Genomic DNA, 23547 nt, shown 5'->3' with positions numbered 1-23547 from the left:
ATTTCCTTGTTTGTAACTTTATTACTAAATATATAAGTATGTTTAGTAATAAAGTTACATCTACATTTAAAAATAGTCATCCATTTTTTAAGAAATTTTTATAATTTTGTGAACAAGATCAAATTTATTAAAGGAAAAGTTTAAGTTAATTACTTTTCAACTTGATGAGATTATTTGAATGGTAAATTTGTTATTACTTCTGGGTATATCGAGGATATTTTCGTTTTTCACGATTTTGAGTTTGCTGTAGTAACCTTTCATCATATTTACGAATAAATAAGTTAGTTAACAACATATTAATGACTGATATTTGTGAAATTTTGGAACGAACAGGAATCAATCTAGAAGCGTGTTCCATAGATGTCGTATGTAAGACAAAAGAGGCTAATGATGAAATTTGACTTTGTCCCATTTTAGTAATAGCAATAGAAGGGATTGATGATTGTCCTGCAAGTTTAAGTAAATCTACACATTCAGGTGTTTCACCAGAATGCGAAATAATAATAACAAGATCATTCTTGTCTAACGTGCTGATCAAACTACGTGAAATATGAGCATCAAAATGACAATTTACATCTTTCTTGATTTTAATTAGTTGATATTCAAACTCTTTACCAACCAAGCCACTGCTCCCTACGCCAAATATCACAATTTTGTTACTTTTGATTATTAATTCGATGGCACTGTTTAATGCATGAGTATTAACAATGGAATGAGTTTCGTCTATAGAGGATTTTTCCATAGCTTGAACTTTGCTATTTACTTCCTCAAGAGAGTCATTCAAATTAATATCATCTTGAAGAATTTCAGTACTAAGCTTTTGAGGAATTGAGCCGATAAGATCGACCTTAAAATCACTAAAACCTTTATAACCTAATTTGTTACAAAGTCGTAAAATAGTCGTTGTGCTAACATGATTGTGTTTTGCTAAGGTTTGTATACTCATATTTTTTAGCGCTTGAGTATTTGCAATAATATATTCGGATACTTTTAACTCCTTAGTTGATAAGTCTTTTTTTACTTCTCTGAGTTTTAGTTCAATCATTGCACACCTCAAAAAACTATTTTAGTGAAGCAAGTATATAAAATTCGTCTTAGAAATTAAAAATAATTTTATAATTTATTAATCAAATTTACTTCACATAATCCTATCAGTTGCTATCAATAATAAAAAAGATTCAATAATATTAAACTTTTCCATAAAAAAACCCGCAAAAGCGGGTTTTTAGTGTAATAAAAGAAAATTATTTATCAAATTCACTGATAATTTCTTTTGCTGTTTTTCCATCAAGTTTATTTTTCATTTCAGTAAAGATTTTATTTTGATCGCCAGCATTAGCTTGGTTAAGTGCTGCAGCAGAAGCTACTTTAGTTACTGCTCGTCCAAAAGCAAGTTTATCAGAGTCACTTAATTTTTCAGTAGCTTTTTGAATAGAAGTCGCATAAGTTTCTTGATTAGATAAATCAATTTTAGGTCCATCGTCACCACAACCAACTAGGACAAAACTTAATAATGATACAGCTAGTAATTTCTTGAACATTTCCTTTCCTTAAAAATATATTGTTAAATGCAGCGCTATTTTTATACTAAATACGGTCAATTATCAAGTGATAAATCAATTTCTATACAAAAATAAATATTATTTTAAAAATGTGGAATCTATAATACGAATTATATTCTTTTTATTTCTAGGCATATAAAAAGGTAATTTTTTACGTATAAAGTCGATTTTTAAACTCAAAAACCCCGTTTCTCAACTTTTTTTGCAATAATTTATCTTGACGTAGGTGATTTTAAATTTTTTATTAATGTCCTAAATATAGGGCAATTGAAATAATCGCTACGACTGCTGTATTTATAACCTATTTAACCTTGACGATAGAGTAAGCCAATGCTAATATTTGCCACCTATTCAGATAGACCTCTACGGCGCGTTGGCAGAGTGGCCATGCTGCGGATTGCAAATCCGTCTACCTCGGTTCGACTCCGGGACGCGCCTCCACTAAAACATCAAATTAATCAATGAATTATAGGTTCTGTTATTTGAAAAATTAAACCACTTGGAATATATTTAGAATATACAGTTAGAATAAATCTTCTTTTTGGAGCTGGTTTGGTGTCGTGCGCTATTGAATCGTATTGATATTGAAACTGCGTCAGCAATAACGTGGATAGAAAAACTATAGCAAAAATCAATCATTCAGGATAATTGTATTTGTTTTTTGCGTATAAACAGTGCAGTTATCTGGAATATCTTTATTTACAAATGACATTGCGCCGATTTTTACATTATTGCCTATTTTTATTTCACCACCCAAAATAACTGAATTGGCACCAATAGAAACATTATCACCAATTATTATTTTGATTGGACTGTGATTTTGTCCTATTGTTACATTTTGGTGGATTATTAAATTATCTCCAATTGTCACATTTTTATTTATGGCAATAGAATAAGGGTGAACTAATAATAAATTTTTGCCAATTCTAGCACCAAACATTATATCTATACCAAATTTACTAATTAATTTTGGCTGGATTTTCTTTGCAACATCTCTTTGTTTATCACTGCCATGTAAATACATTTCGTTAGCTAAACGCCACCAAAATAAATAAATTTTTTGTAGTGATCGTGTTTTGAGATATGATTTTATTACTCGATAAAAAGATACTTTTTTACCAGATGTTAATTCAACTAACCAACACTCTTTCAAATGCGTCAAATCATGACTCATTAAAAATTTAATTATATGTATATATTTCAAGCTACTACTCGATTTAATTAGGTAATTAAGATATTAACAAACACGCTATCAATCTTCAAGTTATAATACTCAACAGCGTCTGATTACATCACAAAATCGGCAATATCATATTGAGATTTCAGTGTTTGATAGAAAACATAATTGTGATCGTCGTCACTGTTGATAATGTAGCATCCGAAAGTAATTTGATTTTCGTAATCGTCAGGCTCCATTCTGAGGTAAATCGGTATGTGATAGTTTATTGTGATCATGTTATAAAAGTTTAGTTAGTTTTATTCATCATAAACTAATATTGGGAGAGAAAGTTAATTGAACTGAAAAGCTGGGAAGTGGATCGCAAAAAATGTTAAAATATGTAAGAATTAAAATTATTACAAATAGAAATCCGTCTACCTTGGTTCGACTCTGGGGTGCGCCTACATTAAATTCAATGTTTTAATTACATAGAATTTCTATAATAAAAATAAGTCGTAGAGATACCAACCTTAATCCAAATCTTTTAAAAAATCATTCTATAATTCATTAAGTTAACAAAATTCACTAATGGTTTTATGTAATATTTATATCTTATTATTTAATATTGCTCGATAATTGTAATTTGCCATATTATTAATAAACTAAATTAAGCCGTTGCATTTTATTTTTATTAAATCTTTGTGTTTAGCACTTTTAGCCATGGTTCCGATTTTTATTTTTTAAAAGTTAACTTTATATCTTCAATTAAGATTTGTCATTTAAAATTCAGAATTGATTAACTTCTAATTTTTTATAACTTTTTTAATAATTAGGATAATATAAATTATGAGTTATTTTAATTATCATGCTAAAGCCAAAAAATTGATAAAAGAGGGTTTTCTTACTCGATATAAGTTTGTCGATAATTGGAATGGTATCAAACCAGCACTAGTTTTATATTTTGAAAATTCAAATCCAATGCCAATAAGAGAATATCGCTGGCAAGAGTATTTGCCGCTTATTGAGGCTGGTGATGAATAATTTAATTATATTTAAAAATATAAGGTTATTTATCGAGTTGTAGTGCAATATAAAGCAGTACACGATCATCAAATTTCGATAAATCTAATCCAGTCAGTTTGGCAATATTATTCAATCTATACTCAAGTGTATTGCGATGTATAAATAGATTTTTGGCAGTATTGCTATTGTGCAAGTTATTAAAAAACCAAGTTTCAAGCGTGTTTTGCAATAAACCATTTGTATCAGATGCTTTTAATTTATTTAAAGGGGAAAGTAATTCGTCAGCTTGCCAATCTTGATTTAAACCATCTAATAAAACCGGTAAGATAAGATCTTGATAATAGTAGTTACGGCATTCTGGTAATCTTTTTTTACCGATTTCTAAAGCTGTTTTAGCTGTTTGATAAGATCTTGCTATTGTGTCGTTTCCTTGATGAAAATATTTCCCTAAAGATATTTTTATTGCAAATTGACTAAGCAATTTTGTATGGCTAACTAGTTTTTCTAGTTTTGTTTTATGTTCTGAAAAATCCCATCGGTTAAACTTATTTAAAGCAGGTAGTAATATAACAATTTCGGTTAGTGACTTTATGGCCACTAGTTTGGTTAGTGTTTCGAGTTCATTTCGGATTTGTTGTAACTCCTCCATTGCTGTTTGAATTCCTAGCTGACCACTCTCGATTTCAATAATAACAGCAACATAAGCTAACGATAAGTCAATATTTAATTTTCGACTCCATTCATTTATATTTGAAAGCGTTTTATCTGATTGAATTACTGATAATATAAACTCTTCTTTTAACCGATTCTCTTGAGATTGTTGATTGAATGATAATGCTTGTTCCATTATCATCTCTGCTGTCATACTAACAAGTTCAGCAAATTGGATTATTTGTGCTGGTTCACCTGTTACGCCAATAACGCCAACAATTTCTTTTTTTAGTTTTAATGGAAAATTAACACCAGGTTTAACACCTTTAAGTTTTTTTGCAGTTGGATTGTCAATGGTAACAACCCTGCCTTGTGATATTGCTAACACTGCACCTTCATGTAATTCGCCAATACGTTGTGTATCACCACTACCTATAATTTCACCATGATTATTCATTATATTGACATTACAATTGATGATTTTCATAGTTTTATCAACAATATATTGAGCAAGTATTGGTGAGATGCTTTGCGATTTCATAGCGATAAACCTTATATTATTAACAAGTTCTAATTTATAACTTATTGATTCTAATTTTATTACTATAATTCTTGTTGAGATCGTGTTAAAACTTTTTAATTATAGCAGACTTTAGGTCTGTTACTTTAAGATTAAGATTTATTTATGTTTAATTAGATAATAATTGGGGAATAAAGAATAGCCTCTTTATTTCCCCATGCTTTTGTTTGTTAGTGTCTAAAAATGTTAAAGTTAAGTAATACTAATTAAGCGACCAATATTTTCACTGGTTCGTTCAATATTTTTGAATCCATCAGCCAATAAATCTTCAATCTTAGATAGAGATGGGATAATTCCAAAAATGGCATTAATTCCTTCTGGATAAAGTTCTTCGATGTTTTCACCAATCATTCCTGCTAATGCAATAACTGGAATATTGTGTTTTTTGGCAGTTTGTGCAACACCATAAGGCGTTTTCCCAAATTTGGTTTGAAAATCAATTCCACCTTCTCCTGTAAAACAAAAAGCGGCACCAATTAATTGGTTTTCTAAATTACTATATTTGATAACAATATCGATGCCTTTTTCCATTTTACTATTGGTAAATGCCATTAATCCTGCCCCTAATCCGCCAGCAGCACCAGCACCAGGAATAGTCGCAACATCTTTATTTAACTGAGATTTTATGATTGATGCATAATGTTGTAAGTTCGCATCCAATTGTTCAACCATCTCAGGGGTTGCTCCTTTTTGTGGTCCAAATACTCTTGAAGCACCTTTTTCACCACAGAGTGGGTTGGTAACATCACTTGCAACAATAAATTCTACTCTATCAAGTTGAGGATTTACTTCAGACATATCAATTCTAGCTAAATTGCCTAATGCTCCTCCACCTTTAGGGAGTAGTTGGTTGTTTTTATCGTAAAGCTTTACGCCTAAGGCTTGTGCCATTCCGGCTCCACCATCATTTGTCGCGCTACCTCCAATACCCAAAATAATTTTTTTAATACCCTGTTTTAAGCAGGCAAGAATCAATTCACCTGTACCAAAGGTTGTAGTAATTAATGGATTACGTTGTTCTTTGGTAACAAGATGGATACCACTTGCTGAGGCCATTTCAATGACTGCAGTGGTGTTATCTCCTAGGATTCCATAATAAGCCGTCACTTTGTTACCAAGTGGACCAGTAACTTCACAAGCATGTAAGGTTCCATTAGTCGCATCGACTAGTGATTGTGTTGTACCTTCACCACCATCGGCCATTGGGACATGAATATATTTGGCATCTGGAAATACCTTTTTTAAACCTGACTCCATTGCTTGACACACTTCCTTTGCTGTTAGGCTTTCTTTAAATGAGTCAGGAGCAAGAACAAATGTTTTCTGTTTCATAAAAATTACTCTTAATATTACATAATAAATTGATAGAAAATAATGGCAATAATTGTCATAGTTCCACCAACCATCGCTTCATATGGAATCAATTTCATACGTTGTTTAATTGTCATATTCATACTACCGCCAGTTACATGAAAGTAATTCCCTTGCGGTAATGAATCAATAACTGTTGCACCTGTATGCATCATAACAGCTGCACTAATAGCTGGTATTCCTAAATCTGTGATGGTTGAACCAAATGTACCTGTTGCTAAAATTACACCTGTTGAAGTTGATGCTGTAGCTGCTGCCATTAAGACACCTGAAATTGGTGATAAGTAATAACCAGAAATTCCCATTGAATCAATGATATTGATAACTTGAGCTGCTAAGTTTGATGAACCAATCAAACCTGCAATAGCACCAGCACCGACAAGAATAAGTACTGTTGGTGTCATTTTTTCAATCCCAGATTTGGTATACATTGCAATGTTACGATGTTGTCCCATTGCTAACATGCCGATGATCCCTGCTACAGGAAGCACATATAATGCATCAATTTTTAAATTAGCTAGTGCTTCAATATGGAAAATATTGCCTATAGGGCTAATCATTAATAGAAGGATTGCTGTTACAGGAGCAACGATTGCTTTACCTAATGATGGATTTTTATTTTTCTGTTCAGCATCATTTTTTTGTAATGCAACGACTTCGTCGTTAGCAATTTTATCTCCTTTATTTTTTATCAATGAAGCGATAACGACAGTTGCAATTAAACCAAATAGAGCAGGAATAAAACCTGCTATCATCACATCACTTAAGGTTAAATTGAAACCATTGGCAACAGCGATGGTATTTGGGTTAGGTGATATAATATTCCCAGCTTTACCACCACCAGAAAGCGCTAATAATAAGGCTAATCGAGAAATTCCCATTTTATTACCAACTGATAAAGCAATAGGTGCAACGATTAATACAGCAACTGGAATAAATACGCCTGATGCAGTAATAATACCTGTTGCTAATGCTAAAGCGAGTAATGCTTTTTTCTCACCTAATTTTCTAACAACAGCTTGAGCAATAGTTTCCGCTGCGCCTGATTCCATCATTACCCCTGCTAGAATACCCGCGGCTAATACTCTAATCACCGTGCCCATAATACTTTGTGTACCAGTAGTTAAAATCGTGACAGTTTGTATTAGATTTGCTCCACCAATGAAAGCACCAATTATCGCCCCAAAAAATAACGAATAGACTGGGTTTATTCCACGTAATATAAGAAAAATTGCAAGAAAAAGTCCTATTATAGCTCCATACCAACTAATGAGTTCAGTCATTTAAATTTTCCTCATGTTTTTATGACTATTAAAAATATTGCGCTAATTTTATTATCGAATTAGTTTGCTATCTATGTGGTTTTGCACAAATGTGAGCTATAAAAACAAAAAAATATTGGGCTTTATAATAGCGTTATGTGATCTTCATCACAAATTTAGTGCGTTTTACATATCTAATTTTATAAAAAACTTGGTCCACAGCTTATTTAAAATTAGGCGATAAAATTAGATTTGAGAAATTTTTGTTTCTTATTGTGATTTTTCTGTTTCTTATTGTAAATACAATTAATTTGCCAATCATATAGCTAAAGCGTAAAATGCCCATCCTATTTTGCTTAATCTATTACCTGATAGGGTAATACTGACTTGAAATCAGAGGCATTTTTTAATGACAAATTTATATTCAAAACCAGAATTACTTTCTCCTGCTGGTTCGCTTAAAAATATGCGGTATGCTTTTGCCTATGGGGCAGATGCAGTTTATGCTGGTCAACCCCGCTATAGTTTGCGTGTTCGAAATAATGAATTCAATCATGAAAATTTAGCGATTGGAATTAATGAAGCACATGCGCAAGGCAAAAAATTTTATGTTGTTGTAAATATAGCTCCTCATAATTCAAAGCTGAAAACCTTCATTCGAGATTTAGAGCCTATAGTAAAAATGAAGCCTGATGCTTTTATCATGTCTGATCCTGGCTTAATTATGTTGGTACGTGAGCATTTTCCTGAAATGGAAATTCATTTGTCTGTACAATCAAACGCCGTTAACTGGGCAACGGTAAAATTTTGGCACAATATTGGATTAACCCGCGTTGTATTATCACGAGAGTTGTCTCTTGACGAAATAAAAGAAATTCGTGAAAAAGTACCCGAGATGGAACTTGAAGTTTTTATTCATGGTGCGCTTTGTATGGCTTATTCGGGACGATGTTTATTGTCTGGTTATATTAACAAACGTGACTCTAACCAAGGAACTTGTACCAATGCTTGTCGTTGGGAATATAAAGTGTCCGAAGGTAAGGAGGACGAAGTAGGGCAGATAGTACATAAATATGAACCAATTCCTGTAAAGCAAATTGAACCGACTTTGGGCATTGGCACAACAACAGATCAAGTCTTTATGTTAGAAGAATCAGGTCGCCCTGGCGAATATATGCAAGCTTTTGAAGATGAACATGGAACTTATATCATGAATTCCAAAGATTTAAGAGCGGTTGAATTAGTTGAAGATTTGACGAAAATTGGCGTACATTCATTAAAAATTGAAGGGAGGACAAAATCCTTTTATTACTGCGCTAGAACCGCTCAGGTTTATCGTCAAGCTATTGATGCAGCGAGCGAAGGTAAGCCATTTGATCCTCGTTTATTAACTGAACTTGATTCACTCGCTCATCGAGGATACACCGAAGGCTTTTTGCGTCGTCATAAACATGAAGATATGCAGAACTATGTTCATAGCCATTCAGTGTCAGATAGACAACAGTTTGTTGGTGAGTTTAGTGGTCAACGTTTAAATGGATTAGCTGAAATTATTGTGAAAAATAAATTTTCAGTAGGTGATAGTGTTGAGATGATGACACCAAAAGGTAACACAACGTTCATTATTGAACGAATGGAAAATAAAAAAGGTCAACCTGTTTCTGCTGGACTCGGTGATGGTCATATTGTTTATATTCCGATAGCTGAAGATATCGATTTAAATTATGCGCTTTTAATGCGTAATTTTGATTAGTCCATCTCTATTTAGCTAACTGTTTGATTTTATAAACAGTTAGCTAATATCATCATTGGCGGATTAAATCTTCACCATAACCAATCCATTTATAAGTTGTTAATGCTTCTAGACCCATTGGCCCTCTGGCATGTAATTTTTGAGTACTGACAGCAACTTCGGCGCCTAAACCAAATTGTGCACCATCCGTAAATCGAGTTGATGCATTAACATAAACTGCAGCCGCATCAACTAGCTTAATGAATTGCTCTGCATTAAGTAGACTTCGAGTTAGAATGGCTTCTGAATGGCCACTTCCATATTCCCGAATATGTTCAACTGCTAATTCAAGTGAATCAACAATCACTATGTTCAGATCTTTGGAAAGCCACTCTTGTCTAAGTTCGTCATCTTCTACTGGAAATAGATTTGCTACGCCTGAATTTAAAATTTTATAAGCATCAGGATCAGCATGTAATATGACGTGATTATCAGCCATAATTTGACTAAGCTTAGGCAGAAAAGTATTTGCAATTTCAGTATGTACGAGTAATGTTTCTACAGAGTTACATGTACTTGGTCGTTGAGTTTTGGCATTTAGAATGATTGAAAAAGCTGCGTCAAAATCTGCGCTTTCATCGACAAAGATATGGCAAACTCCAATACCGCCAGTTATGACCGGAATGGTTGAATGTTCACGGCAAAGTTTATGTAGAGCCTCACCGCCTCGAGGAATAATCATATCTACATATTTATCAAGTTTGAGTAACTCAGTGATATATTTACGATCAGGATTATCGATTGATTGAATAGCAGTTTCAGGTAAGCCGGCGTGATTTAATGCTTGTTGAATAATGGATATGATAGCCGCATTAGTATTAACCGTTTCTTTTCCACCACGAAGTATCGCTGCATTACCTGTTTTTAAACAAAGAGCAGCAATATCTATAGTAACATTAGGGCGGGCTTCATATATTACACCAATTACACCCAGCGGAACTCGGTGACGTTGTAACTTTAATCCGTTCTCTAAAACAGCCCCATCGATAGTTTGCCCAATAGGATCGGTTAAGGAGACAACTTTGCGAACATCATTAGCAATAGAGGATAATCGCTCTGGCGTTAATAATAAACGATCAAGCATTGCCTCACTTAATCCTTGATTTTTTGCTATAGCAATATCTTTTTGATTCGCCTCTAAAATGCTTTGAGAGCTTTGCTCCAATAAATCAGCAATACTAATTAAAGCCTGACTTTTGATTTTAGTTGGGCATTGTGCTAATTGATATGAGGCTTGTTTTGCTAACTTTCCAATTTGGTTTATCATTGCTTAACCTTAATAGATTTTACTCACACTGTGTTTGACAGAATACAGATTCTCTAAAAAATAATTTATCTAATGATATTATACATCCCACTCTAATTCTTATTTATAAAACATATAGAATAAATAATAGAGTTAAAGAGGTATGAGCTGTCACCTTAAACAAATTTTGCTAATAGGAATCAATTTATTCCAACAATAATGTATTTTTCAGGGGATTGTCAATTATGAAGCTTAAAAGCAAGCTGAGATATATTCGATAACTTGAGTTGTACAGTGAATTCTAATTAACAATTAATACACCTAACCAGTTGACTATTACGCCACCTATAGCTAGTTCCATTTAACCTCCTTATTATTTGATAATCATATCATTCCGATGTACGGCTACAGATCCATATTCATAGCCAATAATTTGACTAATTTCTTGTGAGTGATGTCCTGCTATTTGTTTTAGCGCATCACTATTATAACGGCTTACACCTCGTGCGATTTGTTTTCCTGACTTATCACATATATTTATTACTTCTCCCCGCGAAAAATCTTTTTCAACCGCTATAATTCCTTTTGGTAAGAGCGAACTACCATTATTCAAAATAGCATTTATAGCACCATCATCAACTAACACCTTTCCTGCATTAGGTGCACCATATAGCCAATGTTTACGATGCTCTAATGGGGTTTTCTGTGGTAAAAAACGCGTGCCTACCGATTGATTATTCACTGCATCAATAATCACATTTTCTTTATTCCCAGCTGCAATTATTACTTCTATTCCTGCGCTACCTGCTACTTCAGCTGCTTGAATTTTTGTGCTCATACCACCGGTTCCCAGCCCTGAAACACTATCACCAGCTATGTTTCGTAAACTTTCATCAATATGAGAAACTTCTTTTATTAATTGAGCATTGGTATCAGACCTTGGATCGGCAGTATATAATCCTTCAATATCTGTCAGTAATATGAGTTTATCGGCTTCCGCTAAAATTGCCGCTAGTGCTGATAGGTTATCATTATCACCCACTTTAATTTCGGCTGTAGCTACGGCGTCATTCTCATTGATGACAGGCACAATATGATTATCTAGCATCGCTTTTAGAACATCTTGTGCATTTAAAAAGCGTTCACGATCTTCTAAGTCAGCTCGTGTCAGTAACATTTGTCCAATAAAAATTTTATATATTGAAAACAGCTGTTCCCAAAGCTGGATAAGTTTACTTTGTCCAACAGAAGCAAGTAATTGTTTTGATGCAACAGTATTTGGAAGGTTAGGGAAGTTTAGATACTCTCGACCAGCAGCAATTGCTCCCGATGTAACTATAATAATTTTGTGACCAATTTGATGTAAATAAGAGCATTGCCGAATCAGTTCAACTATTCGAGCGCGATCTAACTGTTTAGTTCCACCAGTTAAAACACTGGTACCTAACTTAATAACGACAGTTTGCTTTTTTTTATTAGTCATAGCAATAATCTTATTTAAATCATCTCTTACAAAATAGATTCCATCCATTTAACTGATTGAGTTAAGGCATTTTGTAAGCCTTTTTGTAATGGTGTTTTAGGAATAGTCACAATTTTGCATTGCTTTGAAGATTGAATTAATTTTGCTTCAGTTAAATTACTTAACTTATCATCTTCAAAGATGACATTCATAATTGGCACAGGACAAGAATGAGTTAATAATCCCTGGTTTTTTAGAGAAAAGTAATTTAATTCAGCAGCTAACTGCTGATTTGAAACTGATGTTAAACCTAATCGACAAGCTAGCATATCCTTATAACAATTTGGTAGATTCTGTTGTAAGGTTTTATCAACAAATATTTGATGTACAAAAGGTGTAAAGTTGAAAAGTCCTTTTATTTTATTTGGCATTAAATAAGTAAGACGTGTAGCAATGTGTGAACCAAAACGGAATCCTGCCACAATTACACGATTGCTATCAACCCAAGGTACTGTCGCTAGTTGTTCAATTATAGCTTGATGAATTTGGCTACTATTTTGTGTTAATACAAAATTTCGACTAAAGCCCACTGTTGGCAAATCTACTGTTAGCATTGCAAAACCTTGTGGCGCTAGGTATTCACTAAAGTAGCGATAATAGTCGATTTGTAAATTACCTAATGCATTACAGACTAATACGACAGGGCATACGCCATCACAGTTCTTAGGTAAATGTAAAATTGTTTTAACACTGCGATTTTCAACTTTAAATTCTATCTGTTTTGTCGTGTAAGGCGAAAACTCAAGTGCTTTTATATAAGATTGATATGCACAAGTTTGTGCATACATGGCAAGCTCATCATTTTTAAAATGAGGATAGCTAGCAATACTAGCAAATTCACTCGCAATTAAATAATCTTGATGTAAGTTATTTTTTGCTTCTTCAGATAAGTCAGATTGATCTAATGAATCCGCTTTAGCTTGCCATTTTGCAGCTTGATTTAAAAACTCATAAATCCAATTGCCAGGTTGATAACCAATAACCGAATCTAACCACTTTTCATTGGTATGACGTTTAGTCGAAATTGCGATTTGCGATAAAACTTCTTCGATTTCCAATTTCGGTAAGCCACGCCAAAACCATAGGATAGGATTAATGATTCGGTACCATTTTGAATCTACTTCACCATCAAATGGACTAATACTGCTACCATCGCTACTATCTAACCGATTGATTAGCGATGATGTTTCAGGATAATCATATTGTGGTTTAAATATCTTTTCAGAAAGGTTTTCAGTCATAGCAACCTTATTAAATTAATTATTAATGATCACTAAGTGGCTTAACAAACATAACGCCAGTATCCCATGGCTGTTCGATCCAAGTATCTTGAGCGATATCGACAACATAATCATCAACTAATGGTTTGCCAGCAGGTTTAGCAAAAATAGTTACAAAGTGAGCCTTTGGATACATTTCACGAATAGTATGAGCTGTGCTTCCGGTATCAACTAAATCGTCAACAACAATAAAGCCTTCGCCATCACCTTTCGCTTCTTTTAAAATTAGTTTTTCACGTTGATGATCGTGGTCATAACTTGAAATACAAACGGTATCGACATAACGAATGCTAAGTTCACGAGCTAGAATAGCCGCAGGAACTAAGCCTCCACGACTAACGGCAATGATACCTTTCCATTGTTTGGCGGGTAATAATCTTTCAGAAAGTTGACGACCATAAGCTTGAAGCATTTCCCAAGTAACGTTGAATTTTTTCTTTTCAGCGATGAGCTCTGCTTTATGCTGTTTTTTGGCTTTGATTTCTTCTTCTGTTAAAGTTTGTTCTATTGACATGTGTAACCTGCAATTTTAATCGAATAAACGAATTTAATAAATTAATATTAATGAACTTGAAATAGATGTAAAATTGCACCTTATTATAGAGTGATTAGATAAAAAAAACCACTGATTAATTTGTTACCTAGCTAATACTGAGGATAAATTATGCTATCAACCCTAAATCCAAAATTTGTTTGGCAGATTTTTAATGATATTTGTAACATTCCCCATCCTTCTCATCATGAACAAATGATAACCAAATATATTGTCGATTTTGCAGCAACTCATCACATTGATTGTCAGCTTGATAAAGCTGGAAACATTTTACTAAGCAAAACCGCAACTAAAGGTATGGAAAATTGCCCATCTATTGCTTTACAAGCCCATATGGATATGGTTCCTCAAAAAAACGAAGGTACAGAGCATGATTTTCTAATTGATCCAATCCAAGCTTATATAGACGATGAATGGGTTAAAGCAAAAGGTACAACATTAGGTGCTGACAATGGTGTAGGGCTTGCATCTGCTTTAGCTGTATTAATTGATCCATCTGTCGAACACGGTCCTCTTGAAGTTTTAGTTACGACTTCTGAAGAGACTGGTATGCATGGTGCTTTTGGTCTTCAACCTAATTGGTTAAAAAGCCGTTATCTCATCAATACTGATTCTGAAGATGAAGGTGAGATATTTACTGGTTGTGCAGGCGGTATAGACTTCTCAATGAATTTTACAATTACATACGCGGTTATGCCGGAGATTCACGATTGCTATGTACAACTTTCTCTAAAAGGTTTGAAAGGTGGACATTCAGGTTGTGATATTCATCTTGGACGAGGGAATGCCATAAAATTAATGGCAAGATTGTTAGCTCAATACGCACAAGATATCTCATTTAGATTAGCTGACATTCGAGGCGGTTCATTACGTAATGCAATCCCTCGTGAAGCTTTTGCTGAATTAACTTTAAGCAAGCAAGATTTGCCTAAGTTAGAAGCAATTGTTAAACAATATCAATCTGTATTACAAAATGAATTTAGACAGATTGAACCAGATATTGAATTAACTTTAAAAGAAGTGAAAACGGATAAAGTTAAAAGAGTTATCGCGATTGATCAACAAAACAAAATCATCAATATTTTAAACACTGCGCCTAATGGTGTTGTCAGCATGAGCAAAGAGATCCATGGTGTGGTCGAAACTTCTTTAAATCTAGGCATTGTCAATATTAGTGACAATCAGTTAAGTGTAAACTTTTTAATTCGTTCTCAAGTTGATAGCGCGAAGGATGCAGTTGTTTCAACCTTAATATCATTAAGCCAATTAGTAAATGCCAATTATGAAATCAGTGGTGGTTATTCAGGTTGGGAACCTAATTTGAATTCTAGACTACTACAATTAGCTAAAGATAAGTACCTAGAGATTTTTTCAAAGCAAGCAAAAATTATGGTGATCCATGCTGGTTTAGAATGTGGTTTATTTAAACAGTCTTATCCATATATGGATATGATTTCAATTGGACCAACTATAGTTTCACCTCATTCACCTGATGAAAAAGTTAATATTCATAGTGTATATCGTTATTGGGAATTATTAATTGCGATCTTAAAATCGGCTTGTTATTTGAAATAAAAATTGCGGTTCCTCCTCCTGATTGATTAGAGAGGAGGAATCATCCGACTTATTTGCTTTACTAAAGATCGACTAATTTGAAAATAAATTCACTAAAAGTGAATAAAAATGCATTTTATGCTTGCTTTGTTTTTTCAGAAAGCCTACTATACTACCAAAAAAAACTTAGTGATAGATAAGGAAAGGTATGTTAAAAGCAATAGTTGTCGGAGCAAGTGGTTATGCAGGCGCAAAACTTGCATATTATTTAACAAAGCATCCAAATATTGAGTTAGTCGCATTAACCGTATCTGAAAATAGTCGTGATGGTGGAAAGTTAATCTCGGACTATGATTTATATCCTCAATTGAAAGGTGTAGTTGATCTCCCCTTAATTGCAACCGCCGACTATTCATCTCTCATTCATGATGTTGATATTGTTTTTTTAGCAACAGAACATTCAGTTAGTCACGATATCGCACCTTATTTTTTAGACAAAGGATGCACAGTATTCGACTTATCTGGCGCATTTCGTGTCAATTCATCCTCTTTTTATACTCAATTTTATGGTTTTGAACATCAACATAAACAGTGGCTTGAGAAGGCCGTTTATGGATTAGCTGAATGGAATTATGAGGCTATAAAACAAGCTCAGTTGATTGCAGTTCCTGGTTGTTATCCAACAGCATCCCAACTGCCATTAAAACCGTTGATTGAAGAAGATTTGTTAGACAAAAGTCAATGGCCTATTATCAATGCTGTAAGTGGTGTAAGTGGCGCTGGACGAAAACCTTCGACTAACAATTTATTTTGTGAAGTGAGTTTACATGCTTATGGCTTATTTACACATCGTCATCAACCTGAAATTGCAACACACTTAGGCCAAGAAGTTATCTTTACGCCTCACCTAGGATGTTTCAAACAAGGCATTCATGCCACTATTACCTGTATGGTAAAGAAAGGCGTAACATCTGATGATATTCGTAACGCATTAAATAAATATTATCAAAATAAACCGTTAATTAGGGTTTACCAAAAACATTGGCCAGCATTAAAATCAGTAATAGATCTGCCATATTGCGATATTGGTTTTGTACTAAAAGGGCAACATCTGATTTTAATTTCAGTTGAAGATAATTTATTAAAAGGTGCAGCAGCACAAGCGGTACAGTGTATGAATATTCGATTTGGCTTTGATGAAACTACAGCCTTATTATAAATACTCATTTGTTAATAATATTAATCAAGTGACTTTGTTTAAATGGATAGGGAATAAAAATGAAACCATTAATTATTAAGTTTGGCGGTGTATTACTCGATAACAAAGATGCGTTAAGTAAATTATTCATTATTATTAGCGAATATAAAAAGAATTTTAATAGGCCTTTAATTATTGTTCATGGTGGTGGTAGTGTTGTTGACTCCTTAATGGATCGTCTTTCATTACCGGTAGTACGACGCAATGGTTTACGCGTTACACCCGCAGACCAGATTGATGTGATTGTAGGCAGTCTTGCAGGTAGTGCCAATACGACAATATTGTCAGAAGCCAAAAAATTACAAATATCAAGTATCGGACTCTGCTTAGCAGATGGTGATAGTGTCAAGGTTAAACAAATTTCTGAAGAGTTAGGGTATGTAGGCGAAGCTGAAATAGGTGATCCAACCTTAATCAATTTACTGCTTAATAATGGTTATTTACCGATTGTTAGTTCAATTGGCATTACTGAACAAGGCAAGATGATGAATGTGAATGCCGATCACGCTGCCGTTGCACTCGCAAAAACAATAGATGCAGATTTAATTTTATTATCTGATGTTGCCGGTGTTTTAGATGCTAACAAACAACGAATTGAATCATTAACGCAAGCAGAAGCTGATCACTTGATCGCACAAGGCATTATTACTGATGGCATGATTGTCAAAGTCAATTCTGCATTCGAAGCAGCAAAAACGCTTGGGCGACCAATTGATATAGCTAGTTGGAAAGAATCCGACAAACTTATTGAATTATTTAATGGAAAATCAGGAATAACAGGTACAAGAATTATTGCTTAAATATAAATCAGTTAGTATATTATTTGAGTATATTTTTTATTAAATATACTTAATTTAATCTTTAAATCATTTATTTTTTCGTCAGTAAATTTAAGAAAGGGTATAACATGAAAAAAAGTGCAACAAAAAAGGTGGTTTTAGCCTATTCAGGTGGATTAGATACATCAGCTATTATTCCATGGCTAAAAGAAAATTATGGCGGTTGTGAAGTTTACGCTCTTGTCGCTAACGTTGGTCAAGATCCTAAAGAGCTAAAAGATGTTGAGAAAAAAGCGAAAGCATCTGGTGCAGTAGCTTGTAAAGTTGTCGATTTACGAGAAGAATTTGTTAAAGATTATGTTTACCCTGTTTTAAAAACTGGCGCTTTATATGAAGGAACTTATTATCTTGGAACTTCAATGGCTCGCCCAATTATTGCTAAAGCCCAAGTTGAATATGCATTAGAAGTTGGTGCCGATACCCTTTGTCATGGAGCAACAGGTAAAGGTAATGACCAAGTTCGCTTCGAAACAACTTATACAGCTCTAGCACCACAACTTAAAGTTATTGCACCTTGGCGTGAATGGGATTTACGTTCGCGTGAAGCTTTAATTGATTACTTAAAAGTACGAAAAATTCCAACAACTGCAACCGTTGAAAAAATCTATAGTCGTGATGAAAATGCTTGGCACATCTCTACCGAGGGTGGTGTACTTGAAAGCACTTGGAATCAAGCCAACGCAGATTGTTGGGCATGGACTGTCTCACCAGAAGATGCACCCAATAAACCAGAACTTGTTACCATTGGTATAGAAAAAGGTGAAGTCGTTTCTGTTAATGGAAAGAAACTCTCTCCATATAACTGCGTAGCAACACTCAATAAAATTGGTGCTAAACATGGTGTTGGTCGAGTTGATATCATTGAAAATCGTTTGGTGGGTATCAAATCTCGCGGTTGTTATGAAACCCCAGGTGGTACAATCATGATGACTGCATTACGTGGTTTAGAACAATTAATTTTAGATCGTGATAGCTTCAAATGGCGTGAACAACTTGGTTTAGAAATGGCATACGTTGTTTATGATGGTCGTTGGTTTGCACCATATCGTCGCTCAATTCAAGCCGCTGCTGATGTATTAGCAGAAGATATGACAGGTGAAGTTGTAGTTAAACTCTACAAAGGTAGTGCAACAGCAGTTCAGAAAAAATCACCAAATAGCTTATATAGTGAAGAATTTGCGACTTTTGGTGAGGATGAAGTCTATGACCACAGTCATGCAGGTGGATTTATTCGCTTATTCTCATTATCTTCACGCATTCGAGCTCTAAATGAAGGTAAGAAAAAACGACCAGCTAAAAAAGCTACAGTTAAAAAAGATACAGCTAAAAAAACTGAAAAAACAGTCAAAAAAGTAGCTAAAGCTGATGCTAAAGCGACAGTTGCTCCAAAATCTAAAGTGAAAGCGAAAGCCAAAGCTAAAAAGTAAGTTTTAATCACTTTTTACTTAGATATAAAACACAATATATACAGACTTTGGTCTGTATATATTTTTTATAGTATTATTGAATTATCATTATTAAAAAAGCGATCAAACTAAAATCGCTTAGGATTAAAAATTGAGGTAATTATGGCATTATGGGGTGGGCGTTTTAGCCAAGCAGCAGATCAACGATTTAAACATTTTAATGATTCTCTACGCTTTGACTATCGGCTTGCGGAGCAAGATATCATTGGATCAATTGCATGGTCTAAAGCTTTGGTCACTGTTGACGTTTTATCTTATGATGAACAAAAAAAATTAGAAAAAGCTTTAAATGAATTATTAGATTCAGTACGGCAAAACCCAGAACAGATTCTACAAAGTGATGCGGAAGATATTCACAGTTGGGTAGAGCAAAAACTTATCGAAAAAATCGGTGATTTAGGTAAAAAATTACATACTGGTCGTAGCCGTAACGATCAATCAACAACCGATCTAAAATTATGGTGTAAAGATGAAATCGCTCATCTTATCACAGCTATCAATGAACTCAGAAAACGCTTAGTGCTTACCGCTGAACAGCATCAAGATGCAGTTATGCCTGGCTATACTCATCTACAACGCGCACAACCAGTCACTTTTGCTCATTGGTGTTTAGCGTATTATGAAATGCTAACACGTGATGAAAGCCGTTTACAAGATACACTTAAACGCTTAGATGTAAGCCCTCTAGGTTGTGGCGCTTTAGCTGGAACTGCTTATCCAATGGATCGCGATCAGCTAGCCGATTGGTTAGGTTTTGCAACAGCAACAAATAATAGTTTAGATTCAGTATCTGATAGAGATCATGTACTTGAATTACTCAATAATGCATCTATAGGAATGGTGCATTTATCTCGGTTTGCAGAAGATTTAATTATCTTCAATAGTGGTGAAGCAGATTTTGTTGAACTATCTGATCGTGTCACATCAGGATCATCATTAATGCCACAGAAAAAAAATCCTGATGCATTAGAACTTATTCGAGGAAAAATAGGGCGAGTTGTTGGTGCACTAACTGGCGCCATGATGACTTTTAAAGGTTTACCACTTGCTTACAATAAAGATCTACAGGAAGATAAAGAACATCTATTTGACGCACTTGATACTTGGCAAGAATGTTTAGACATGGCAGCGTTAGTTCTTGAAGATATTAAAATCAATTACCAAAATTGCCAAAATGCAGCTAAACAAGGATACTCAAATGCAACAGAACTTGCTGATTATCTCGTTGCTAAAGGTATTCCATTTAGACAAGCTCATCACATTGTAGGTGAAGCCGTTGTTGGCGCGATAGCTAAGCAAAAAGCATTAGAAGAGTTAACGTTGGATGAATTAAAAGTCTATAGTGATGTTATTGAAGATGACGTTTATCCAATTTTATCACTCGAATCTTGCCTAGCTAAACGATCTGCTAAAGGAGGCGTATCGCCTAAACAAGTTAAATTGGCAATCGACAATGCTAAAAAACAGCTCTGTTTATAGTACTTTTTATTTTAAATACCGACTTTTGTCGGTATTTTTATGCTTCAAAAACCCCGTTCCTCAACTTTTTTTTGATAAAAATCTGTTTGTATATCGCTCAATAGAGTGTAAAAATAGATTTTCAATTTTTAGATGGATGAAAGTGAATTGCAATGAATAAAAGTTATAACTTTAGTGCAGGCCCAGCAAAACTTCCTGCAGATGTTTTAAAACAAGTACAAGCTGAATTATTAAATTGGCACAACACCGGTGCATCAGTAATGGAGTTAAGCCATCGTGGTAAAGATTTTGATGCATGTGCGATTGAAGCAACTAACGATCTTCGTGATATTTTAAATGTCCCTGAAAATTATAAAATTCTATTTTGCCAAGGTGGAGCTAGGGCACAATTTGCTGCTGTGCCAATGAATATTTCGGCAAAAAATGCTGATTACATTAACAGTGGCTATTGGAGCCAATGTGCAGCCAAAGAGGCAACCAAATACTGTAATGTGATTGAACAAAATGTGACAATTAAAAATCAGGGTATAACCTCAATCAAACCCATGTCCGAATGGCAACTAAGTGATAATAGTGATTATATCCATTATTGCCCTAATGAAACCATTGACGGGGTAGAGATATTCGAACAACCTAATTTTGGGGATAAAACCGTAGTTGCTGATTTATCATCTTGCATTTTATCGCAACCGATTGACGTAAGTCGCTATGGCATTATTTACGCAGGTGCGCAGAAAAATATTGGTCCTTCAGGAATCACAATTGTCATCGTTCGTGAAGATCTAATTGGACATGCTCAAAAAGCATTACCTTCCGTGTTAGATTATAAAATCTTAATGGATCATGACTCAATGTTTAACACACCACCTACATTTGCTTGGTACATGTCAGGTTTAGTCTTTAAATGGATTAAAAGCCTGGGTGGATTGAATGCAATGCAGCAACGAAATCAAGCTAAAGCAAAATTACTTTACCAATTTATCGATCAATCCGATTTTTATCGTAATACTGTGGCTATTGCTAATCGATCAATCATGAATGTCACCTTCTTATCACCAAATGAAGATCTCGATAAAAAGTTTGTTAGTGAAGCAACACAAGCAAATATCATTGGAATTAAAGGTCACCGAATTGCAGGTGGAATGAGGGCTTCGATTTATAATGCAATGGATATTGATGGAGTCAACTACCTAATAGACTTCATGAAACAATTTGAAAAACAAAATGGTTAGTTATATCGGCAAATAAAAAAGGGATACAGGAGTATCCCTTTTCTATTTTACACATTCTTATTTACAACTAAAGACTTCACCAGTCATCACAGCATCTGTCGGAGCAATATCTGAAACATATTGTAACGATGCATCTTGTGCGTTATAAATCACATTACCGCCCATAGCAGCAGCTTTATTCATCAAATCATTAGCTGCATCACGAATCAACTCACTATGGGTTTTTAGACCAGAAAAGAAAGTACTACGGCGGCCTTCAGCTTTACCGATAAATTGGCAATTTGCTGCTGGTTTAGTATCAATAAACTGAACTTGTCGACCAGCTGAAGTGGCTTGATAATCTGAACTACTACAACCATTTAAAAACAATGCAGTAGATAACGCTGCACTAATAAAAAGAATTTTCTTGATAGACATAATATTTCCCCAACCAATATAACGAGCATTAGTAATAATAATTTAGAACATTGTAGCAGGTTAATTAACTAAAAAATATCGCTTATTACAAATGATGAAATGATAATAGGTTTCAGTTTAATAATTAACCAAATCAACCTATTTAGTTAATTAAATGTAGCAAATTAATTTTAACTCTATTATAATCGCAACCCTACTAAGTCAGTAGCACATCCAAATGGCCCCTTAGCTCAGTTGGTCAGAGCAGTCGACTCATAATCGATTGGTCACTGGTTCAAGTCCAGTAGGGGCCACCACTCTAAGTAAATAAAGTTTTACGCATAACAAGCATATCATAAAAATCAGCAAATTTTATTAAACGCGGTTAAAATTTTTCATTACTATTTTTATAAAAAAATAAAATCCACTAGGTGAGCTTTAATACTAATAATTATAGTATTTTATAATTTCGCTTGCACCATGGCATTAAAGAGTAGATCAACGATACAACTCACAGCAATAATAAATTCCTTTTTATTAATATTACATGATTTGAATTTAATATATCGGGTAAGTAGCTCAGCTTGTTCAAGTTTTGTAAGGCTGTCTAAGTGTTATTTAACAATATCGTTTGAAGATGCAATGTTTAAGGTAGATATTTTTTCATAAAATAGTTCGATACATTGAAGTTTTTTTTGTCATTTACAACCCACCAACATTGGAAGTGAACTAGACAAAGTCGGCGTATTGGTCACATTGAGCAAAAACCAGAAGCTTGTCAGCTCCATTATCTAGCCCGCTCTAGAAACTAGATATAAAAAAATTAATATGCAGTTAGTCTGCTCTATACTTGATTCAAGAATCCAGTATTGATGTTGGATTCTGTTGACATGGTTTTAATATAAAAGCAAAAAAGTGCGTTAGTTAACATAATAAATTTGGAATTAAAGTTTTTAGTTATTGATTTGTTATTTCTGAGTTCTTACATTTTATGAAAAAGGTATTTTTATATTTGGGTTGGGGCAGTTACTTGGTACAATTGTTTTTTGATATTAATTGCATCGCTGTAAAAGTATGTCCACAAAATATATTTGAACACTGATAATATTGCTTTCAAGTTAATTCGGATGATACTTCACTTGAGCGAATAACAGCTTTTAGTTTGCAGCGAGGACATTTCATTCTATAACCTTAGCGTTAACTATTAGTTAATTATATATTATTAAAATTAACTTAAATTTATTTTTGTCAGGTGTTTTTTATCTAATCAAGGAATGCTTACTGCTAATCATATAAATATTTATTATCAAATCCTGTACTAT

At 33.9% G+C, this 23547-nt stretch carries 18 protein-coding genes, 2 tRNA genes and 2 pseudogenes; 10 read left to right on the top strand and 12 right to left on the bottom strand.

All coding sequences use genetic code 11. From position 1 onward, the window contains the following. Positions 1–193 precede the first annotated feature (193 nt). Entirely contained in the window at positions 194–1045 is an 852-nt protein-coding gene (locus A9G08_RS09805) for a MurR/RpiR family transcriptional regulator (protein WP_065563526.1), read from the bottom strand. 199 nt (positions 1046–1244) lie between these two features. Beyond that, positions 1245–1541 (bottom strand): DUF6694 family lipoprotein, encoded by a 297-nt coding sequence (locus A9G08_RS09800; protein WP_065563525.1) that lies wholly within the window; start codon positions 1539–1541, stop codon positions 1245–1247. A gap of 388 nt (positions 1542–1929) precedes the next feature. On the opposite strand from A9G08_RS09800, the gene A9G08_RS09795 reads away from it, so the two are divergent. Beyond that, a tRNA-Cys gene (locus A9G08_RS09795) sits at positions 1930–2003 on the top strand. A gap of 190 nt (positions 2004–2193) precedes the next feature. On the opposite strand, the gene A9G08_RS11810 is transcribed toward A9G08_RS09795, so the two are convergent. Beyond that, a complete protein-coding gene (locus A9G08_RS11810; RefSeq protein WP_065563524.1) occupies positions 2194–2736 on the bottom strand; it encodes a serine O-acetyltransferase in 543 nt (180 codons plus the stop codon). 831 nt (positions 2737–3567) lie between these two features. Between A9G08_RS11810 and A9G08_RS09785 the strand changes: the two genes are divergently transcribed. Continuing rightward, positions 3568–3762: a thermostable hemolysin delta-VPH gene (locus tag A9G08_RS09785; RefSeq protein ID WP_065563523.1), complete on the top strand. Its 195-nt coding sequence runs from the start codon at positions 3568–3570 to the stop codon at positions 3760–3762. Positions 3763–3787: 25 nt separating this feature from the next. Here the strand turns inward: A9G08_RS09785 and A9G08_RS09780 are convergent, their stop codons facing one another. The 3 genes from A9G08_RS09780 to A9G08_RS09770 all read right to left on the bottom strand — a co-directional run bounded on the left by A9G08_RS09780 (position 3788) and on the right by A9G08_RS09770 (position 7629). Continuing rightward, entirely contained in the window at positions 3788–4936 is a 1149-nt protein-coding gene (locus A9G08_RS09780) for a sugar diacid recognition domain-containing protein (protein ID WP_065563522.1), read from the bottom strand. Positions 4937–5167: 231 nt separating this feature from the next. After that, positions 5168–6307 (bottom strand): glycerate kinase family protein, encoded by a 1140-nt coding sequence (locus A9G08_RS09775; protein WP_065563521.1) that lies wholly within the window; start codon positions 6305–6307, stop codon positions 5168–5170. Between the two features lie 17 nt (positions 6308–6324). Further along, entirely contained in the window at positions 6325–7629 is a 1305-nt protein-coding gene (locus A9G08_RS09770; RefSeq protein WP_065563520.1) for a GntP family permease, read from the bottom strand. Between the two features lie 388 nt (positions 7630–8017). Between A9G08_RS09770 and trhP the strand changes: the two genes are divergently transcribed. Continuing rightward, entirely contained in the window at positions 8018–9361 is a 1344-nt protein-coding gene (gene trhP, locus A9G08_RS09765) for a prephenate-dependent tRNA uridine(34) hydroxylase TrhP (protein WP_065563519.1), read from the top strand. Between the two features lie 52 nt (positions 9362–9413). Here the strand turns inward: trhP and proA are convergent, their stop codons facing one another. From proA to gpt, 4 genes are all read right to left on the bottom strand, one after another. Beyond that, positions 9414–10667 carry a glutamate-5-semialdehyde dehydrogenase gene (gene proA / locus A9G08_RS09760; RefSeq protein WP_065563518.1) on the bottom strand — a complete coding sequence of 418 codons (1254 nt, stop codon included), beginning with the start codon at positions 10665–10667 and terminating at the stop codon, positions 9414–9416. A gap of 352 nt (positions 10668–11019) precedes the next feature. Then, positions 11020–12129, bottom strand: a complete 1110-nt coding sequence (proB, locus tag A9G08_RS09755; RefSeq protein WP_065563543.1) for a glutamate 5-kinase — start codon at positions 12127–12129, stop codon at positions 11020–11022. A 26-nt stretch (positions 12130–12155) separates the two neighbouring features. Beyond that, positions 12156–13409, bottom strand: coding sequence for an alpha/beta hydrolase (locus tag A9G08_RS09750; protein ID WP_065563517.1), 1254 nt, complete (start codon positions 13407–13409; stop codon positions 12156–12158). Positions 13410–13431: 22 nt separating this feature from the next. Further along, positions 13432–13962, bottom strand: a complete 531-nt coding sequence (gene gpt, locus A9G08_RS09745; protein WP_081299561.1) for a xanthine phosphoribosyltransferase — start codon at positions 13960–13962, stop codon at positions 13432–13434. Positions 13963–14112: 150 nt separating this feature from the next. On the opposite strand from gpt, the gene A9G08_RS09740 reads away from it, so the two are divergent. The 6 genes and pseudogenes from A9G08_RS09740 to serC all read left to right on the top strand — a co-directional run bounded on the left by A9G08_RS09740 (position 14113) and on the right by serC (position 21829). After that, positions 14113–15576: an aminoacyl-histidine dipeptidase gene (locus A9G08_RS09740; protein ID WP_065563516.1), complete on the top strand. Its 1464-nt coding sequence runs from the start codon at positions 14113–14115 to the stop codon at positions 15574–15576. 187 nt (positions 15577–15763) lie between these two features. Then, positions 15764–16774, top strand: a complete 1011-nt coding sequence (gene argC / locus A9G08_RS09735) for an N-acetyl-gamma-glutamyl-phosphate reductase (protein ID WP_065563515.1) — start codon at positions 15764–15766, stop codon at positions 16772–16774. A 59-nt stretch (positions 16775–16833) separates the two neighbouring features. Beyond that, on the top strand, positions 16834–17613 hold the full coding sequence (gene argB / locus A9G08_RS09730) for an acetylglutamate kinase (protein WP_065563514.1): 780 nt from the start codon (positions 16834–16836) through the stop codon (positions 17611–17613). A 107-nt stretch (positions 17614–17720) separates the two neighbouring features. Then, positions 17721–18938 (top strand): annotated as a pseudogene (locus A9G08_RS09725) (argininosuccinate synthase); the annotation flags it as partial. Between the two features lie 282 nt (positions 18939–19220). Further along, positions 19221–20597, top strand: a complete 1377-nt coding sequence (gene argH, locus A9G08_RS09720) for an argininosuccinate lyase (RefSeq protein WP_065563513.1) — start codon at positions 19221–19223, stop codon at positions 20595–20597. A 152-nt stretch (positions 20598–20749) separates the two neighbouring features. Then, positions 20750–21829 (top strand): 3-phosphoserine/phosphohydroxythreonine transaminase, encoded by a 1080-nt coding sequence (serC, locus tag A9G08_RS09715; protein ID WP_065563512.1) that lies wholly within the window; start codon positions 20750–20752, stop codon positions 21827–21829. A gap of 57 nt (positions 21830–21886) precedes the next feature. On the opposite strand, the gene A9G08_RS09710 is transcribed toward serC, so the two are convergent. Further along, the gene (locus tag A9G08_RS09710) at positions 21887–22246 is read right to left on the bottom strand and encodes a DUF4156 domain-containing protein (RefSeq protein ID WP_065563511.1); all 360 of its coding nucleotides are present in this window, start codon (positions 22244–22246) and stop codon (positions 21887–21889) included. 219 nt (positions 22247–22465) lie between these two features. On the opposite strand from A9G08_RS09710, the gene A9G08_RS09705 reads away from it, so the two are divergent. Further along, positions 22466–22542: transfer RNA gene (locus A9G08_RS09705), tRNA-Ile, on the top strand. 709 nt (positions 22543–23251) lie between these two features. Here A9G08_RS09705 and A9G08_RS11930 read toward each other — a convergent pair. Next, positions 23252–23332, bottom strand: a pseudogene (locus A9G08_RS11930) (ogr/Delta-like zinc finger family protein); the annotation flags it as partial. Between the last annotated feature and the right edge of the window lie 215 nt (positions 23333–23547).

The organism is Gilliamella sp. wkB195 (assembly GCF_001690445.1).
GTDB lineage: Bacteria > Pseudomonadota > Gammaproteobacteria > Enterobacterales > Orbaceae > Gilliamella > Gilliamella apicola_E.
This window is presented reverse-complemented; position numbering and strand designations above follow the sequence as displayed.

Coding starts and splice junctions, on each gene's coding strand:
- A9G08_RS09805 (WP_065563526.1), bottom strand. CDS start 1,045: ATGATTGAACTAAAACTCAGAGAAGTAAAAAAAGACTTATCAACTAAG.
- A9G08_RS09800 (WP_065563525.1), bottom strand. CDS start 1,541: ATGTTCAAGAAATTACTAGCTGTATCATTATTAAGTTTTGTCCTAGTT.
- A9G08_RS11810 (WP_065563524.1), bottom strand. CDS start 2,736: ATGAGTCATGATTTGACGCATTTGAAAGAGTGTTGGTTAGTTGAATTA.
- A9G08_RS09785 (WP_065563523.1), top strand. CDS start 3,568: ATGAGTTATTTTAATTATCATGCTAAAGCCAAAAAATTGATAAAAGAG.
- A9G08_RS09780 (WP_065563522.1), bottom strand. CDS start 4,936: ATGAAATCGCAAAGCATCTCACCAATACTTGCTCAATATATTGTTGAT.
- A9G08_RS09775 (WP_065563521.1), bottom strand. CDS start 6,307: ATGAAACAGAAAACATTTGTTCTTGCTCCTGACTCATTTAAAGAAAGC.
- A9G08_RS09770 (WP_065563520.1), bottom strand. CDS start 7,629: ATGACTGAACTCATTAGTTGGTATGGAGCTATAATAGGACTTTTTCTT.
- trhP (WP_065563519.1), top strand. CDS start 8,018: ATGACAAATTTATATTCAAAACCAGAATTACTTTCTCCTGCTGGTTCG.
- proA (WP_065563518.1), bottom strand. CDS start 10,667: ATGATAAACCAAATTGGAAAGTTAGCAAAACAAGCCTCATATCAATTA.
- proB (WP_065563543.1), bottom strand. CDS start 12,129: ATGACTAATAAAAAAAAGCAAACTGTCGTTATTAAGTTAGGTACCAGT.
- A9G08_RS09750 (WP_065563517.1), bottom strand. CDS start 13,409: ATGACTGAAAACCTTTCTGAAAAGATATTTAAACCACAATATGATTAT.
- gpt (WP_081299561.1), bottom strand. CDS start 13,962: ATGTCAATAGAACAAACTTTAACAGAAGAAGAAATCAAAGCCAAAAAA.
- A9G08_RS09740 (WP_065563516.1), top strand. CDS start 14,113: ATGCTATCAACCCTAAATCCAAAATTTGTTTGGCAGATTTTTAATGAT.
- argC (WP_065563515.1), top strand. CDS start 15,764: ATGTTAAAAGCAATAGTTGTCGGAGCAAGTGGTTATGCAGGCGCAAAA.
- argB (WP_065563514.1), top strand. CDS start 16,834: ATGAAACCATTAATTATTAAGTTTGGCGGTGTATTACTCGATAACAAA.
- argH (WP_065563513.1), top strand. CDS start 19,221: ATGGCATTATGGGGTGGGCGTTTTAGCCAAGCAGCAGATCAACGATTT.
- serC (WP_065563512.1), top strand. CDS start 20,750: ATGAATAAAAGTTATAACTTTAGTGCAGGCCCAGCAAAACTTCCTGCA.
- A9G08_RS09710 (WP_065563511.1), bottom strand. CDS start 22,246: ATGTCTATCAAGAAAATTCTTTTTATTAGTGCAGCGTTATCTACTGCA.